Source organism: Pseudomonas sp. NY15372, assembly GCF_048068215.1.
GTDB lineage: Bacteria > Pseudomonadota > Gammaproteobacteria > Pseudomonadales > Pseudomonadaceae > Aquipseudomonas > Aquipseudomonas guariconensis_A.
In genome coordinates this window covers 242,905-259,095 of record NZ_JBLUPY010000003.1, presented here as the reverse complement: position 1 = coordinate 259,095, position 16,191 = coordinate 242,905, and the positions used below count along the sequence as shown (strand labels likewise).

General features: G+C 65.0%; 17 protein-coding genes and 1 other RNA gene. 12 read left to right on the top strand and 6 right to left on the bottom strand.

Features of this window, described 5'->3' with window-relative positions; translation table 11 throughout:
• The first annotated feature begins 155 nt into the window (after positions 1-155).
• Entirely contained in the window at positions 156-560 is a 405-nt protein-coding gene (locus ACNFG0_RS04365; RefSeq protein WP_196143848.1) for a flagellar basal body-associated protein FliL, read from the top strand.
• Positions 561-646: 86 nt separating this feature from the next.
• On the opposite strand, the gene ACNFG0_RS04360 is transcribed toward ACNFG0_RS04365, so the two are convergent.
• Entirely contained in the window at positions 647-1,099 is a 453-nt protein-coding gene (locus tag ACNFG0_RS04360; RefSeq protein WP_196154524.1) for an EVE domain-containing protein, read from the bottom strand.
• A gap of 179 nt (positions 1,100-1,278) precedes the next feature.
• On the opposite strand from ACNFG0_RS04360, the gene ACNFG0_RS04355 reads away from it, so the two are divergent.
• The gene (locus ACNFG0_RS04355) at positions 1,279-1,428 is read left to right on the top strand and encodes a hypothetical protein (RefSeq protein ID WP_196154523.1); all 150 of its coding nucleotides are present in this window, start codon (positions 1,279-1,281) and stop codon (positions 1,426-1,428) included.
• Positions 1,429-1,446: 18 nt separating this feature from the next.
• Here ACNFG0_RS04355 and ACNFG0_RS04350 read toward each other — a convergent pair whose 3' ends face one another.
• From ACNFG0_RS04350 to ACNFG0_RS04335, 4 genes are all read right to left on the bottom strand, one after another.
• Complete coding sequence (locus ACNFG0_RS04350; protein ID WP_196144009.1) at positions 1,447-2,055, bottom strand: 5-formyltetrahydrofolate cyclo-ligase; 609 nt, start codon at positions 2,053-2,055, stop codon at positions 1,447-1,449.
• A gap of 82 nt (positions 2,056-2,137) precedes the next feature.
• Positions 2,138-2,317: non-coding RNA, 6S RNA (gene ssrS / locus ACNFG0_RS04345), on the bottom strand.
• 17 nt (positions 2,318-2,334) lie between these two features.
• The gene (locus ACNFG0_RS04340; protein ID WP_043212146.1) at positions 2,335-2,652 is read right to left on the bottom strand and encodes a cell division protein ZapA; all 318 of its coding nucleotides are present in this window, start codon (positions 2,650-2,652) and stop codon (positions 2,335-2,337) included.
• Entirely contained in the window at positions 2,649-2,858 is a 210-nt protein-coding gene (locus tag ACNFG0_RS04335; RefSeq protein ID WP_084856565.1) for a TIGR02449 family protein, read from the bottom strand. Before ACNFG0_RS04335 ends, ACNFG0_RS04340 begins: the two co-directional genes overlap by 4 nt.
• Positions 2,859-3,011: 153 nt before the next feature.
• On the opposite strand from ACNFG0_RS04335, the gene ACNFG0_RS04330 reads away from it, so the two are divergent.
• The 10 genes from ACNFG0_RS04330 to gcvP all read left to right on the top strand — a co-directional run bounded on the left by ACNFG0_RS04330 (position 3,012) and on the right by gcvP (position 15,688).
• Positions 3,012-3,566, top strand: a complete 555-nt coding sequence (locus ACNFG0_RS04330) for a YecA family protein (protein WP_196143851.1) — start codon at positions 3,012-3,014, stop codon at positions 3,564-3,566.
• A 22-nt stretch (positions 3,567-3,588) separates the two neighbouring features.
• Positions 3,589-4,923, top strand: a complete 1,335-nt coding sequence (gene pepP, locus ACNFG0_RS04325; RefSeq protein WP_196143852.1) for a Xaa-Pro aminopeptidase — start codon at positions 3,589-3,591, stop codon at positions 4,921-4,923.
• Positions 4,920-6,119: a 2-octaprenyl-6-methoxyphenyl hydroxylase gene (gene ubiH, locus ACNFG0_RS04320; RefSeq protein WP_416764077.1), complete on the top strand. Its 1,200-nt coding sequence runs from the start codon at positions 4,920-4,922 to the stop codon at positions 6,117-6,119. Before pepP ends, ubiH begins: the two co-directional genes overlap by 4 nt.
• Positions 6,116-6,598 carry a DUF4442 domain-containing protein gene (locus ACNFG0_RS04315; RefSeq protein ID WP_196143854.1) on the top strand — a complete coding sequence of 161 codons (483 nt, stop codon included), beginning with the start codon at positions 6,116-6,118 and terminating at the stop codon, positions 6,596-6,598. Before ubiH ends, ACNFG0_RS04315 begins: the two co-directional genes overlap by 4 nt.
• Before the next feature lie 9 nt (positions 6,599-6,607).
• The gene (locus ACNFG0_RS04310) at positions 6,608-7,825 is read left to right on the top strand and encodes a 2-octaprenyl-3-methyl-6-methoxy-1,4-benzoquinol hydroxylase (RefSeq protein WP_196154532.1); all 1,218 of its coding nucleotides are present in this window, start codon (positions 6,608-6,610) and stop codon (positions 7,823-7,825) included.
• Between the two features lie 421 nt (positions 7,826-8,246).
• The gene (locus tag ACNFG0_RS04305; RefSeq protein WP_196143855.1) at positions 8,247-9,248 is read left to right on the top strand and encodes an extracellular solute-binding protein; all 1,002 of its coding nucleotides are present in this window, start codon (positions 8,247-8,249) and stop codon (positions 9,246-9,248) included.
• 102 nt (positions 9,249-9,350) lie between these two features.
• On the top strand, positions 9,351-11,003 hold the full coding sequence (locus ACNFG0_RS04300) for an ABC transporter permease (RefSeq protein WP_416764076.1): 1,653 nt from the start codon (positions 9,351-9,353) through the stop codon (positions 11,001-11,003).
• A gap of 125 nt (positions 11,004-11,128) precedes the next feature.
• Positions 11,129-12,211 carry a glycine cleavage system aminomethyltransferase GcvT gene (gene gcvT / locus ACNFG0_RS04295; protein ID WP_416764075.1) on the top strand — a complete coding sequence of 361 codons (1,083 nt, stop codon included), beginning with the start codon at positions 11,129-11,131 and terminating at the stop codon, positions 12,209-12,211.
• Between the two features lie 48 nt (positions 12,212-12,259).
• On the top strand, positions 12,260-12,643 hold the full coding sequence (gene gcvH, locus ACNFG0_RS04290) for a glycine cleavage system protein GcvH (protein WP_196143858.1): 384 nt from the start codon (positions 12,260-12,262) through the stop codon (positions 12,641-12,643).
• 171 nt (positions 12,644-12,814) lie between these two features.
• A complete protein-coding gene (gcvP, locus tag ACNFG0_RS04285; RefSeq protein WP_416764074.1) occupies positions 12,815-15,688 on the top strand; it encodes an aminomethyl-transferring glycine dehydrogenase in 2,874 nt (957 codons plus the stop codon).
• A gap of 157 nt (positions 15,689-15,845) precedes the next feature.
• Here the strand turns inward: gcvP and ACNFG0_RS04280 are convergent, their stop codons facing one another.
• Positions 15,846-16,166: a DUF2388 domain-containing protein gene (locus ACNFG0_RS04280; RefSeq protein ID WP_416764073.1), complete on the bottom strand. Its 321-nt coding sequence runs from the start codon at positions 16,164-16,166 to the stop codon at positions 15,846-15,848.
• Positions 16,167-16,191 lie beyond the last annotated feature (25 nt).

Genomic DNA, 16,191 nt, shown 5'->3' with positions numbered 1-16,191 from the left:
GGGCTATTCCTTTGCGTGCGTTGGCCGATAAGTGTAGGAGGGGCGTAGGCCAGGTCAACGAGCATGGTCCACCTTGATGGGGTGGCATAAGCCTGGGCTTGGGTTTGATCGGTGTGCTGGGTAAGCTGGCGCCAACTGTATTGAGGAGCGAATTCGTGAAAGCGTGGATCTTGATGGTGCTGGCCCTGCTGTTGCCGGCCGTGGCGATGGCTGAAGAAGGCAAGGAAGGGGAGCAGAAGGTTTCCTACATCAACCTGAGCCCACCTTTCGTTGGCAACTACGCCCTCGATGGCGGCCCCAAGCTGCGCGTGTACAAGGCCGACGTGGCCCTGCGCGTGACCGGCGACGCCGCGGCTGCCGCGGTCAAGCACCACGAGCCGCTGATCCGCAACCAACTGGTGGCACTGTTCACCCAGCAAGGGCTGGAAAACATGAGCAATGTCGAAGCCAAGGAAAAGCTGCGTCAGGAGGCGCTCAAGCAGGTGCAGCAGGTGATGGAAACCGAGGAAGGCAAGCCGATCGTCGAAGACCTGCTGTTCAATAACCTGATCGTGCAGTGAATGGCGTTAGCGATTGGTTGCCCGTAAGAGCGAGCGCCGCGCGGGCGGCGTTCGATCGAAAACGCGCCAGGCCACTCACGCCAGGTTCAGCGCGCCAGCGCAACAATCGCCGCCCATTGCTCGGCGGTCACCGGCATGACCGACAACCGGCTGCCTTTTTGCACCAGCGGCAGTTCGGCTAGCGCGGCTTGCTGCTTGAGCAGCCCAAGCCCCAGCACCTGGTGGAACGTCTTCACATGGGTGACATCGACTGCGCTCCAAGGGTTTTTCTCGGCGTTGGCCTTAGCGTCGAAGTAGTGGCTATCGGGATCCAGGGCGGTCGGGTCGGGGTAGGCCGCTGCGCTGATACGAGCGATACCGGCGATTCCCGGTTGAGGGCAGCTGGAGTGATAGAAGAAGAACTCATCGCCTACGCTCATGGCGCGCAGGAAATTGCGCGCCTGGTAGTTGCGAACCCCGTCCCAGCGCGCTTGGCCGAGGTGTGCCAGGGCGTCGATGGAGAGCTCGTCGGGCTCGGATTTCATCAGCCAATAGGCCATGGAAACGGCTCCTGAAAATATTTGAAATAACCTGTTGCATGAAACCGACAGTCGGTTGACGTCAAGGTTTGCGTGTCGCCTCAGGTTGTCGGAAAATGCGCCGATTTTAAAGCTCGACGCTCCGGCAGCACCAAGAAGGTTGCCGAGCCTGACTGTTTGCCTTAGGGGGGCATTCATCCATGAACCAACGCAAACCGGACTTGCTCTGGATCCTGGTCTTCATTTTCGGCCTGGGTGTCGTCACCACGGGTTATGCGCAGAGTTTCTGGGAGCGCAAGGCTGACGCTGCCTACCAGATGCCGTTCGAGCCGACCCAGCAGCAGCGCTGATTCTTTCGCGGGCACCGGTCAAGCCGGTGCCAAGTACCAGCCACGGTCCGAGACCGTCCCCTTGAGCGGTACATCCCAACTGGCCTGGGCCAGGCGCTCTACCTTCTGGCATTCATGGGCCAGCCCCAGCAGCAGCGGTTTTTTCCACGCCTTGCGACGTGCCTGGTACGCCAGGCTGCGGTCATAGAAACCGCCCCCCATGCCCAGGCGCCCACCGACTTCATCGAAGCCGACCAACGGCAGCAGGATCAGGTCCAGCGACCAGATCGGCCGTTGGCGCTTGCGCTCGACCAGTGGTTCGGGAATACGGAAGCGGTTGGGCCGTAGCTTTTCGCCTCGTTCGAAACGCTGGAAGACCATGCGCGTGCGCGGCCAGGCATGCAGCACCGGCAAGTAGGTGCGCTTGCCGCGTCGCTGGGCCTCGCGCAGCAACAGGCGTGGGTCGATCTCGCCGTCGTTGGGCAGGTACAGGGCGATGTGCCGGGCGCGACGGAACAACGGGTGCTGGGCCAGTTGGCGGTAGAGGCCGAGAGAGGCCTGGCGTTGCTGGGCAGGTGTCAGTGCGCGGCGGGCATTGCGAAGCAGGCGGCGCAGTTGAGGGCGGGTGAGCTGCGCGGTGTCGGTCATGGCACGTGCGTTCCCAGGTGTACCGGCCGCCATGGCGGCCAGACGAAATTGCCCGCCGAGGGTGGCGGGCAAGCAAGAATTCAGGCTCCCCGATGGAACCGCTATCGGTGTAGCCCTTGAACCCGAAAGTTCAAGGTGGAGATTGCAGGGGGCGTTAAGGCTTTCCGTCGGGCGGACATGCACACCGGCCCCAGCGTGCAACCCCCGTGGTTGTGCGTATCGGCTCAGGGACATAACCGACTGGCGCATCCCCCAGGGAGTGGCGCCAGTATACCAATCTCAGCCGATTTTGGTATCCGCGTCGTCGGACAGCGCCTGGTCGACCCGTTCCAGCAGGTCGCGTACCTGCTCGCGGGTGGTGCCGCTGGCGGCAACGTCCGGGCGCTCCTGACGGTGCAGCAGTTCGTGGGTGATGTTCAGCGCAGCCATGACCGCGATACGGTCGGCACCGATCACCTTGCCGCTGCTGCGGATCTCGCGCATCTTGCCATCCAGGTAGCGCGCGGCGCTGACCAGATTGTTGCGTTCTTCCGGCGGGCAGATGATCGAGTATTCCTTGTCGAGGATCTGGACGGTGACGCTATTGCTTGAACTCATGAGTCTTGCTCCAGGGCCTTGAGGCGTAAAATCATCGACTCGACCTTGCGCCTTGCGATCTCGTTCTTTTCGATGAGGTGGGCGCGCTCCTCGCGCCAGGATTTTTCCTGAGCTACTAGGAGTGCATTTTGGCGTTTTAGTTGCTCGACACGCTCGATGAGCGATTCGAATCGGCTCATCAGTGCCTGCAGGTCGTTCTCTGGCATGGGTTGCACTCGATTCGCTCCCTCGTTGACTGCCCGGCGATCATGCCTGTTCCGGGGGCGGTACGGCCAGTGCTGATGGTCTTGGCGCGCCTGCCGGTGCTAGGATACAAGGTCTTCATTCTAGTCATTGCGCCGCTTGGCGCCTAGCTGCCCATGCCCAATACCCAATCGCCCTACACCGCCTTCGCCTCGCTGCTCGCCAGCAACGGCCACCCTGTTTCCCCAGCCGAACTGCACGGCCTGCTGATCGGCCGCAGCTGTGCCGGCGCAGGTTTCGATGCCGACGCCTGGCTGGCCGATGCCGCCGGCGCGCTGGAAAACGAGCCTGAAGACAACGTGCGCGCCGCACTCATCGGCCTGCAGGAAATGGTCAAGGCCGAGCTCACCGGCGAGGACGTCGCCATCGTCCTGCTGCTGCCCAGCGACGAAGCCCCGCTCGCCGAGCGCGCCACCGCGCTGGGCCAGTGGTGCCAAGGCTTCATCACTGGCTTTGGCCTGAACGCCGGCGGCAAGGACTTGTCCACCGATGCGCAGGAGGTGCTCCAGGACCTGGTGGCCATTTCGCAGGTCCAGGAAGCGCTGGAAGAGTCCGAGGATGGCGAGAGCGACTACATGGAAGTCATGGAGTACCTGCGCGTCGCGCCCCTGCTGCTATACACGGAGCTGGCCAAGCCGGCCGCGCCCGCGCCCAAGCCATCGCTGCACTGATATTGCGGGGGTTTTCGTGCCCATGAGCCGTATTCCGAAGGCCGAGTATGCCCGTCGGCGCAAGGCGCTGATGGCGCAGATGGTCCCCAACAGCATCGCCATCCTGCCCGCCGCCGCAGTTGCCATCCGCAACCGCGACGTCGAGCACGTGTATCGCCAGGACAGCGATTTCCAGTACCTCAGCGGCTTCCCCGAGCCCGAGGCGGTGATCGCCCTGATCCCGGGCCGCGAACATGGCGAGTACGTGCTGTTCTGCCGTGAGCGCAACCCCGAGCGCGAACTGTGGGACGGCCTGCGTGCCGGCCAGGAAGGCGCGATCCGCGACTTTGGCGCGGACGACGCCTTTCCCATCACCGATATCGACGAGATCCTCCCCGGCCTGATCGAAGGCCGCGACCGGGTCTACACCGCCATGGGCAGCAACCCGGAATTCGACCGCCGCCTGATGGAGTGGATCAACGTGATCCGCTCCAAGGCGCGCCTGGGTGCCCAGCCACCGAACGAATTCGTTGCCCTGGATCATCTGCTGCACGACATGCGCCTGTATAAATCGGCGGCGGAAGTGAAGGTGATGCGCACCGCGGCGGATATTTCCGCGCGCGCCCACGTGCGGGCCATGCAGGCCTGCCGGGCGGGGCTGCACGAATTCAGCCTGGAAGCCGAGCTCGACTACGAATTCCGCAAGGGCGGGGCGAAGATGCCGGCCTACGGCTCGATCGTCGCGGCGGGTCGCAACGCCTGCATCCTGCATTACCAGCAGAACGATGCGCCGCTCAAGGATGGCGACCTGGTGCTGATCGATGCAGGCTGCGAGATCGACTGCTACGCCAGCGACATCACCCGCACCTTCCCGGTCAGCGGGCGTTTCTCGCCGGAGCAGAAGGCCATCTACGAGCTGGTGCTCAAGGCCCAGGCGGCCGCCTTCGCCGAGATCGCCCCGGGCAAGCATTGGAACCACGCCCATGAGGCGACCGTGCGGGTCATCACCGAAGGGCTGGTGGAACTGGGGCTGCTCAAGGGCGAGGTGCAGGCGCTGATCGACAGCGAGGCCCACCGTGCGTTCTACATGCATCGCGCCGGCCATTGGCTGGGCATGGACGTGCACGATGTGGGCGAGTACAAGGTCGGCGGCCAGTGGCGCGTGCTCGAGCCGGGCATGGCGCTGACAGTCGAGCCGGGCATCTACATTGCCGCCGACAACCAGAACGTCGCGAAGAAATGGCGCGGCATCGGCGTACGGATCGAGGACGACGTGGTGGTGACCAGGCAAGGCTGTGAAATCCTGACCAGCGGTGTGCCGCGCACGGTCGCCGAGATCGAGGCGCTGATGGCCGCGGCCCGCAGGGGCGTGGCATGAGTCGGGTCAACCTGGCGATCATCGGCGGCGGCCTGGTCGGCGCCAGCCTGGCCCTGGCCCTGCAGGCAGGCGCCAAGGCACGCGGTTGGAAGATCCTCCTAATCGAACCGTTCGCACCGGGCGACAGCTTCCAGCCCAGCTACGATGCCCGCTCCTCTGCGCTGTCCTACGGCACCCGGCAGATCTACGAACAGCTGGGCCTGTGGCAGGTCATCAGCCGCCGCGCCGAGCCCATCAGCCAGATCCAGGTGTCCGACCGTGGCCGCTTCGGCGCTACCCGCCTTGACGCCATCGAGGAAGGGGTACCGGCCCTCGGCTACGTGGTGGAGAACGCCTGGCTCGGCCAATGCCTATGGCAGGGCCTGGATACCGAAGTGGTGAGCTGGCGCTGCCCGGCCGAGGTCAAGAGCTTGCAAGCTGTCGCCGGTGGCTATCGTCTGCAATTGGACGACGACACCAGCCTGGAGTGCGACCTGGCGGTGTTGGCCGACGGTGGCCGCTCTGGCCTGCGCGAACAGTTGGGGATCCATGTTCGCCGTACCCCCTACGAACAGAGCGCGCTGATCGCCAACATCACGCCGGGTGAGGCGCATCGTGGGCAGGCCTTCGAACGCTTCACCGAGCAAGGCCCGATGGCGCTGCTGCCCTTGCCGGAAAACCGCTGCGCACTGGTCTGGACCCGCCAGGGGATGGATGCCCAGCGGCTGGCGGACATCGACGAGCGCAGCTTCCTGCACGAGCTGCAGGCGGCCTTCGGCTACCGCCTGGGCGCCCTGCGCCAGGTGGGGGCGCGGCATCTGTACCCGCTTGCGCTGGTCGAGGCCGAGGAACAGGTACGCCCAAACCTAGTGGTGCTGGGCAACGCCGCCCATAGCCTGCACCCGATCGCCGGGCAGGGGTTCAACCTGTCCCTGCGTGACGTGCAGTCCTTGGCCGATGCCTTGCTGGCCGGCCCGCAGCAGCCCGGCGATCTGGCCACGCTGCAGGCCTACCACCAGCGCCAACGGCTGGACCAGGCCCTGACCATCGGTTTCTCCGACCAGGTCACCCGACTGTTCGGTAGCAGCCAGCCACTGCTGGCCGCCGGTCGCAACATCGGCCTGCTGGGGCTCGACCTGCTGCCGCCGGCCAAGCGCTGGTTCGCCCGCCAGGCCATGGGCCTGGGCACCCGCCCTGATCCGCGGGGGCGGGCATGAGCAACCCACGTCGACTGGCCCGCAGGGCGCGCCTGCTGCGCTGGGTGCTGAACCTTTATCCCCCTTACCTGGGCGCGGGCATCCGGGTGCAGCACATCAGCCCGGATATGCGCAGCATCAAGGTGCGCATGAACCTGACCCGCTGGAACCGTAACTATGTCGGTACCCAGTTCGGCGGCAGCCTGTACTCGATGGTCGACCCGTTCTACATGTTGCTGCTGATAGAGCGGCTCGGGCGTGACTACATCGTCTGGGACAAGGCTGCCAGCATCGACTTCATCGCGCCGGGCAAGGGCGCGGTATTCGCCGAGTTCCACGTCGATGACGCCTTGCTGGACGAGATCCGCCAACAGACCGCTGGCGGCAAGAAATACCTGCCCCGTTTGCAGGTCGATATCCGCGACGGCGCCGGCGAGCTGGTGGCGCGGGTCGATAAAACCCTTTATGTGCGGCTCAAGCCGCAAGCGAGGCAGGCGTAAGGCATGGAAATGCGCGCAGATCTGTTGATTGTCGGTGCCGGTATGGTCGGTAGCGCTCTGGCCCTGGCGTTGCACCACAGCGGCCTGGAAATCCTCCTGCTCGATGGCGGCCCGCTGTCGGTCAAACCTTTCGACCCCCAGGCGCCTTTCGAGCCACGGGTCAGCGCCTTGTCGGCAGCCAGCCAGCGTATCCTCGAGCGCCTGGGAGCCTGGGAAGGCATCGCCGGCCGGCGTGTCTCGCCGTATTCGGACATGCACGTCTGGGATGGCAGCGGCACTGGCCAGATCCACTTCTCGGCGGCCAGCGTGCATGCCCAGGTGCTCGGCCATATCGTCGAGAACCGGGTGGTGCAGGACGGCCTCTTGGAGCGCCTGCACGACAGCGACGTAGGGCTGCTGCCCAATGCCCGGCTGGAACAGATGCGCCGTTCCGGCGACGAGTGGCTGCTGACCCTAGCCGATGGCCGGCGCCTGCGCGCACCGCTGGTGGTGGCTGCCGACGGCGCCAATTCCGCAGTGCGCAAGCTGACCGGCTGCGAAACCCGTGAGTGGGATTACCTGCACCATGCCATCGTTACCAGCGTGCGCTGCAGCCAGGCGCACCAGACGACGGCCTGGCAGCGCTTCACCGATGAAGGGCCGTTGGCGTTCCTGCCGCTGGATCGCGGGGACGGGCAGAGCTGGTGTTCGATCGTCTGGTCGACCACGCCGGAGCAGGCCGAGCAGGTCATGGCGCTGGATGATGTGGCCTTCTGCGAGGCGCTGGGCCGCGCGTTCGAAGGGCGCCTGGGCGAGGTGCTGGGGGCCGACCCGCGGGTGTGCGTGCCCCTGCGCCAGCGCCATGCCAAGCGTTATGTCGACGAAGGGCTGGCGCTGATCGGCGATGCCGCCCACACCATCCATCCGCTGGCCGGGCAGGGCGTCAACCTGGGCTTCCTGGATGCTGCGGTGCTGGCCGAGGAGCTGGAGCGGGCCTGCGAGCGGGGCGAGCGGCTGGCGGACGTGAAGGTGCTGAGCCGCTTCGAACGTCGGCGCATGCCACACAACCTGGCGCTGATGGCGGCGATGGAAGGGTTCGAGCGGTTGTTCCAGGCCAACCCGTTGCCGTTGCGCTGGTTGCGTAACAGCGGGTTGAAGCTGGTGGAGCAGATGCCAGAAGCCAAGGCGCTGTTCGTGCGCCAGGCGCTGGGGCTTTCCGGGGATTTGCCTGAGCTGGCGAAGGCCTGAGGGCCCAATCGCGGGACAAGCCCGCTCCCACAGAAGTGCACAAAGGGCCCTGTGGGAGATTCTATGGTTGTGGGCAAGCCGGCTCCCACTGGTGCAGCGCCAACCACACCCTGTGGGAGCCGGCTTGCCGGCGATGAAGACAACCCTTTACCCAAAGCCAGATCGCATCCCGGTGTGGGTAATCACCCTGCACTCAACCAGCCCTGCTCGCTCAGGATTCATGATGCTGTTGCCCGTTCTGGCCAATCGCCGGCAAGCCGACTCCCACCGGTACTTCGCCAACCACACCCTGTGTGCGGGCTTGTCCCGCGATTGGGCTGCGAAGCAATATCTTTGGCAACATTCGGTAACGTCTGCGTAGGTGAGAGGCAGAATGGGATTCACTACCATTTGCACCTCTCAACTCAGCGAGGAATACCCGATGTTGCCACGCAAGCCTCTACTGGCCGCCCTGGCCCTGACCCTGTTCGGCGGCACCGCCCAGGCGGCGGACGAAGTGGTGGTGTACTCCTCGCGTATCGATGAGCTGATCAAGCCGGTGTTCGACGCCTACACCGCCAAGACCGGCGTGAAGATCAAGTTCATCACCGACAAGGAAGCCCCGTTGATGCAGCGCATCAAGGCCGAGGGCGAGAACGGCGTCGCCGACCTGCTGCTCACCGTCGATGCCGGCAACCTCTGGCAGGCCGAGCAGATGGGCATCCTGCAACCGATCAAGTCGGACGTCATCGACAACAACATCCCCCCGCAGTACCGTGCCTCTTCCCATGACTGGACCGGCCTGAGCCTGCGCGCGCGGACCATCGCCTACTCCACCGACCGGGTCAAACCCGAGGAGTTGTCCACCTACGAAGCCCTGGCCGACAAGCAGTGGGAAGGCCGCCTGTGCCTGCGCACGGCGAAGAAGGTCTACAACCAGTCGCTGACCGCCACCCTGATCGAGACCCACGGCGAGGCCAAGACCGAGGCAATCATCAAGGGCTGGGTCAACAACCTGTCCACCGATGTGTTCTCCGACGACACCGCCGTGCTCCAGGCCATCGAGGCCGGCCAGTGCGACGTGGGCATCGTCAACACCTACTACTACGGCCGCCTGCACAAGGAAAAGCCCAGCCTGCCGGTCAAGCTGTTCTGGCCCAACCAGGGCGACCGTGGCGTGCACGTGAACCTCTCGGGTATTGGCCTGACCAAGCATGCGCCTCACCCGGAAGCCGCCAGGAAGCTGGTGGAGTGGATGACCGGCGACGAAGCGCAAAAGCTGTTCGCCGATATCAACCAGGAATTCCCGGCCAACCCGAAGGTCAAGCCATCGGACGAAGTGGCGGCCTGGGGGACCTTCAAGGCGGACAGCATCCCGGTGGAAGTGGCCGGCAAGCGCCAGGCCGAGGCCATCCGTTTGATGGACCGGGCTGGCTGGAACTAAGCGCCAGGCTTTATCCTTCAGGGCCATCGAAGCCCAATCGCGGGGCAAGCCCGCTCCCACAGGGTCTGGTGTAACCCCCTGTGGGAGCGGGCTTGTTCCGCGATGCGGTCGCCACGTATCGAGACTTCAGTTTTGTCCCACGCCCCCCAACGCCGCTGGTACTTCCCGGTTTCCCTGGTCGCCGCCCTGGTGCTGTTGCCGCTGAGCGTTCTGCTGTTGTCATGGCAGTCGATCGACATGCAGATCTGGTCGCACCTGCTCGACACCCAGATGAGTCGTTTGCTGGGCAATACGCTCACGCTGGTGCTGGGCGTCGGTGCCGGTGTGACCGTGTTGGGCGTAAGCCTGGCCTGGCTCACCAGCCTGTGCGAGTTCCCGGGCCGGCGCTGGCTGGACTGGGCGCTGATGTTGCCCTTCGCCATTCCCGCCTATGTGTTGGCATTCGTCTTCGTCGGCCTGCTGGACTTCGCGGGCCCGGTGCAAACGGCCCTGCGCGAAGTGTTCGGGCCCATGCGCCTGCCGCGGGTGCGCTCCACCGGCGGGGTGATCACGGTCCTGGTGCTGGTGTTCTATCCCTACGTCTACCTGCTGGCGCGTAGCGCCTTCCTGGCCCAGGGCAAGGGCCTGATGGAAGCGGCGCGGGTGCTGGGCCTGTCGCCGCTGCAGGCGTTCTGGCGGGTGGCGTTGCCCATGGCCCGGCCGGCCATCGGTGCGGGCATCGCCCTGGCGCTGATGGAGACCCTGGCGGATTTCGGCGCGGTGGCCGTGTTCAATTTCGACACCTTCACCACGGCCATCTACAAGACCTGGTACGGATTCTTCAGCCTTTCCAGTGCCGCCCAGCTGGCCAGCCTGTTGTTGCTGGTGGTGATGCTGGTGTTGTACGGCGAGCGTCGCGCCCGCGGTGCCTCGCGCAGCGGCAGCGAGCGCCCGCGGGGGCAGGCGCTCTACCACCTGCGTGGGGCCAAGGCCGCGGCGGCGACCAGCTGGTGCGTGCTGGTGTTCGCCTGCGCCTTCGTCATCCCTGTTTTGCAGCTGCTGATGTGGTTCTGGCAGCGTGGTCGGCATGACCTGGACGAGCGCTATGTCGGGCTGGTTCTGCACACCCTGTACCTGGGCGGCATGGCCGCCTTGGTCACGGTCTGCGTGGCGCTGATGCTGGCCTTCGCCCGGCGCCACGCGCCGACCGGGGGCATTCGTGCCGGCGTGGGCCTGGCCAACCTGGGGTATGCGTTGCCTGGCTCGGTACTGGCGGTGTCGATCATGCTGGCTTTCAGTTACCTGGACAACCAACTGGTGGTGCCGCTTTCCCAATGGCTCGGAGGAGCCGGCAAGCCTTTGCTGCTGGGCAGCCTGTCGGCCTTGCTGCTGGCCTACTTGGTGCGCTTCATGGCTGTGGCCTATGGCCCGCTGGAAAGTAGCCTTGAGCGTATCCGGCCGTCGCTGCCGGAGGCCTCGCGCAGCCTGGGTGTGGGCGGCGTGGGATTGTTTTTCAAGGTGTATCTGCCTTTGCTCGTCCCCGGTGCGTTGAGCGCCGCCCTGCTGGTGTTCGTCGACGTGCTCAAGGAGATGCCGGCCACCCTGCTGATGCGACCGTTCGGCTGGGATACCTTGGCCGTGAGGGTGTTCGAGATGACCAGCGAGGGGGAATGGGCGCGGGCCTCGCTGCCTGCGCTGACGCTGGTGCTGGTCGGGCTGTTGCCGGTCATCGGTTTGATCCGGCGTTCGGCCCGCCGCCCCGGCCATCGCCACTGAGGGTGCCAGGGCTCGTCCTTGCGGCTACAATGCGCGGCATTCGCTGCGACGGGTCCTACAAGATCAGGTGATGACTTAAACGTCACTGACCGCCGCGGCCTCGCCACGCCCGGAAGGAGAAACCCATGGGACAGCGTACGCCTCTGTATGACCTGCACCTGGCGCTCGGCGCCAAGATGGTCGATTTCGGTGGCTGGGACATGCCCCTGCACTATGGCTCGCAAGTCGAAGAGCACCACCAGGTGCGCAGTGACTGCGGCGTCTTCGATGTATCTCACATGACAGTGATCGACGTCGCCGGCGATGAGGCCACGGCTTGGCTGCAGCGCCTGCTGGCCAACGACGTGGCCCGCTTGGACAGCCTCGGCAAGGCGTTGTACAGCCCGCTGCTCAATGCCGAGGGCGGGGTCATCGACGACCTGATCGCCTACCGCACCGAAGGGGGCTATCGCCTGGTGGCCAACGCCGCCACCCGCGACAAGGTCCTGGCGTGGCTTCAGGCGCAGAGTGTGGGCTTCGCAGTCAACTTCGTCGAGCGTTCGGAGCTCGCCATTCTCGCTATCCAGGGCCCCCACGCCCGCGAAAAAGTCGCCCAGCTGCTCAGCGCGCCGCGCGCCGCGCTGATTCGCGAACTGCGCCCGTTCGAAGGGGTGGCCGAAGGTGAGTGGTTCATCGCCCGCACCGGTTATACCGGCGAGGACGGCCTGGAAATCATCTTCCCGGGGCTTCAGGCCCCAGCCTTTTTCAACGACCTGGTCGGAGCGGGCATCGCGCCCAGCGGCCTGGGGGCGCGCGACACCCTGCGCCTGGAAGCCGGCATGAACCTCTACGGCCAAGATATCGACGAAACCCATACTCCCCTGACCTCCAACCTGGGCTGGAGCATCGCCTGGGAACCGGCCGAGCGCGACTTCATCGGCCGGGCCGGCCTGCTGGCGGAAATCGAGCAGGGCGTGCAGGAAAAACTGGTCGGCCTGGTGCTGGAGGAACGTGGCGTGCTGCGTGCCCACCAGGTGGTGCGGGTAGCCGGAATTGGCGAAGGAGAGATCACCAGTGGTAGTTTCTCGCCTACGCTGAGCAAGTCCATTGCCTTGGCACGCGTACCCATGGCCACGGGCGACCGTGCCGAAGTGGAGATTCGTGGCAAGTGGTACCCGGTGCGGGTGGTCAAGCCGACCTTCGTGCGCCATGGCAAGATCCTGATCTGAATACCCAACGGCGGGCCGACCGCTGACCCTAACGAGGAAGACAAGACAATGAGCCAAATCCCCGACGACCTGCGTTTTGCCGAGAGCCACGAGTGGGCTCGCCTGGAAGCCGACGGCACCGTGACCGTAGGTATCAGCGACCATGCCCAGCAAGCCCTGGGTGACGTGGTGTTCGTCGAACTGGCCGAAGTCGGCAAGGTGTTCGCTGCAGGCGACGCCGCAGGCGTGGTCGAATCGGTCAAGGCCGCTTCGGATATCTATGCCCCGGTGGGCGGTGAAGTCATCGCGGTCAACGAAGAACTGGCCGACAACCCGGAACTGCTCAACGAGGAGCCTTACGAGTCCTGGATCTTCAAGCTCAAGCCAAGCGACAAGGCCGAGCTGGACAAGCTGCTGGATGCTGCCGGCTACAAGGCTGCCATCGGCGAGTAAGTCGCTCCGGGGCTGCTGTGCAGCCCATCGCGGAACAAGCCCGCTCCCATAGGTCCTGTGGAGCTTGTTCCGCGATAGGGCACAAAGCACCCCAAAAATCCCGCAGCATCGGCAATCCCTTCCTAGACTTGTAAGTTTCCAAGAGAACGGGTCCAGGAAGAGATCGTCGCCATGTCCCAGTCGCCATCGCTGAGTCAACTGCAAGAGCTCAACCCCTTCCTGCATCGTCACCTGGGGCCTGATGCCTCGGAGCAGAAGGCCATGCTCGACGCCTTGGGCGTCGCCAGCCGTATGGAGCTGATCGAGCAGACTGTGCCACCCGGCATTCGCCTCGGGCGGCCCCTCGACCTGCCGCCTGCGCTGGACGAACAGGCCGCCCTGGCCAAGCTGGCCGGCTACGCCGAGCAGAACCAGGTCTGGACCAGCCTGATTGGCATGGGCTACCACGCCACCGTCACGCCAACCGTCATCCTGCGCAACGTGCTGGAGAACCCAGGCTGGTATACCGCCTACACGCCCTATCAGCCAGAAATCGCCCAAGGGCGCCTGGAGGCGCTGCTGAACTTCCAGCAGATGGTCATCGACCTCACGGGCCTGGCCCTGGCCAATGCCTCGCTGCTCGATGAGGCCACCGCGGCAGCCGAGGCCATGGCGCTGGCCAAGCGGGTGGCCAAGAACAAGAGCAACGTCTTCTTCGCCGACGAGCACTGCCACCCACAGACGCTCTCGGTGCTGCGCACGCGCGCCGAAGGCTTCGGCTTCGAACTGGTCGTCGACTCGGTGGATAACCTGGGCAAGCACCAGGTGTTCGGTGCCCTGCTGCAATACCCGGATACCCATGGCGAGGTGCGCGACCTGCGCCCGCTGATCGACCAGTTGCATGGCCAGCATGCCCTGGCCTGCGTAGCTGCGGATATCCTAAGCCTGGTCGTGCTCACGCCGCCCGGCGAGCTGGGTGCCGATGTGGTGCTGGGCTCGACTCAACGCTTTGGCGTGCCCATGGGCTATGGCGGCCCCCATGCCGCCTACTTTGCCTGCCGCGACGAATACAAGCGGGCCATGCCCGGGCGCATCATCGGTGTGTCGCGCGATGCCCGAGGCAACACAGCCCTGCGCATGGCCTTGCAGACCCGCGAGCAGCACATTCGCCGCGAGAAGGCCAACTCGAACATCTGCACGGCCCAGGTACTGCTGGCCAATATCGCCGGCTTCTATGCCGTCTATCACGGCCCGGAGGGGCTGCGGCGCATCGCCCAGCGGGTGCACCGGCTGACCTTCATCCTGGCTGCAGGCCTGGAGGCCAAGGGCATCAAGCGCCTGAACCAGCATTTCTTCGATACCTTGACCCTCGATGTCGGTGGTGCCCAGGCGGCGATCATCGAGAGTGCCGAGAATGCGCGCATCAACCTGCGGATCCTCGGGCGTGGACACCTGGGCGTGAGCCTGGACGAGACCTGCAGCGAGGCGACGGTGCTGCGCCTGTTCGATATTTTCCTGGGGGTCGACCATGGTCTGAACATCGCCGAGCTGGATGGCCAGGCCTTGCCCGAAGGCATTCCCGGCGCCCTGGTACGGCGTACGCCGTTCCTCACCCACCCGGTGTTCAACCTGCACCACAGCGAAACCGAGATGCTGCGCTATCTCAAACAGCTGGAGAACAAGGACCTGGCGCTGAACCAGTCGATGATCCCGCTGGGCTCCTGCACCATGAAGCTCAACGCCACCAGTGAGATGATCCCTATCACCTGGCCTGGCTTCGCCCTGTTGCACCCCTTCGTCCCGGCGGCTCAGGCCCAGGGCTACAAAGCCATGATCGACGAGCTGGAAAGCTGGTTATGCGCCATAACCGGCTTCGATGCGATCTGCATGCAGCCCAACTCCGGTGCCCAGGGCGAATATGCCGGTCTGATGGCGATCACCCGTTATCACCACAGCCGCCATGAACCGCAGCGGACCTTGTGCCTGATTCCTTCCTCCGCCCACGGCACCAACCCGGCCTCGGCGCAGATGGCCGGCATGGAGGTGGTGATCGTCGAATGCGACGACGCTGGCAACGTCGACCTCGACGACCTCAAGGCCAAGGCCCGTCAAGCCGGCACACGGCTGTCATGCCTGATGATCACCTACCCGTCGACCCACGGCGTGTACGAGGAAGGTATCCGCGAGATCTGCGAAGTGATCCACCAGCACGGTGGCCAGGTGTACATGGACGGCGCCAACCTCAACGCCCAGGTCGGCCTCGCGCGGCCGGCGGACATCGGTGCCGATGTCTCGCACATGAACCTGCACAAGACGTTCTGCATCCCCCACGGCGGTGGCGGCCCGGGCATGGGGCCGATCGGCGTGCGCGCGCACCTCAAGCCGTTCGTTGCCAGCCACCCCGTGGTGCCGGTGCCGGGGCTCGACCCGAACAACAGTGCCGTCAGCGCAGCCCCGTGGGGCAGTGCCAGCATCCTGCCGATCAGTTGGATGTACATCGCCATGATGGGGCCGCAACTGGCCGACGCCAGCGAGGTGGCGATCTTGTCGGCCAACTACCTGGCCCGCCAGCTCGAAGGGGTCTTCCCGGTGCTCTACCGTGGGCGCAACGAACGCGTGGCCCATGAATGCATTCTCGACCTGCGCCCACTCAAGGCCTTGACCGGCATCACCGAGGAGGATGTCGCCAAGCGTCTGATGGACTACGGCTTCCATGCACCGACCATGTCGTTCCCGGTGCCGGGAACGCTGATGGTCGAGCCGACGGAGAGCGAGTCCAAGGCCGAGCTGGACCGCTTCGTCGAGGCGATGCTGGCGATTCGTGCGGAAATAGACCAGGTACAGGAGGGCAGCTGGCCGGCAGATGACAACCCGCTGAAGCATGCGCCGCATACCTTGGCCGACGTATTGGCGCCATGGACGCGACCATACAGCCTGGAGCAGGCGGTCGCCCCCAGTGCCCACGTCCGGCAGCACAAGTACTGGCCGGCGGTGAACCGGGTCGACAACGTGTATGGAGACAGGAACCTGTTTTGCGCGTGTGTGCCGGTGGAAGCGTATCGCTGATTTTGCAAGCCCTTGTGGGAGCGGGCTGGTCCCGCGATCAAGGGCGAAGCCCTTGCCAGGCGACGATGATATCGGGCCCGGCCCAATCGCGGGACGAGCCCGCTCCCACAGGGGGCGGCTGCGCTAGCCGCTTGTGCTCAGCGCGACCGCGATGGGGTTACTCGACGACGGCGTTCTTGGCCAGGATCGCGTTGGCCAGGTCCATGTCGCTCGCCTTCATGCCTGGATTGTCGGCGCGCACCTTGCGAATCGCCGCTTCCAGGTAAGGCCCGCGGATGGCGCCTTCGCTGGCGACGAAGCTGCCGGCATCGTCCTGGGCAGCCAGGACCATCTTGTGGTCGGCAGAGGTCAGGTAGCTCGATGCGGTGGTCGCGCCGGAAGAAATGACGTTGCGCCAGAAGGTTTCATCGTCGGCCATGGCGGAGCCGAGGGGCAGCGAGAGCAGGGCAGCGGCTGCGATGACGGTTTTGAGACGCATGATGCATTCACCTCGAATGGTGAGG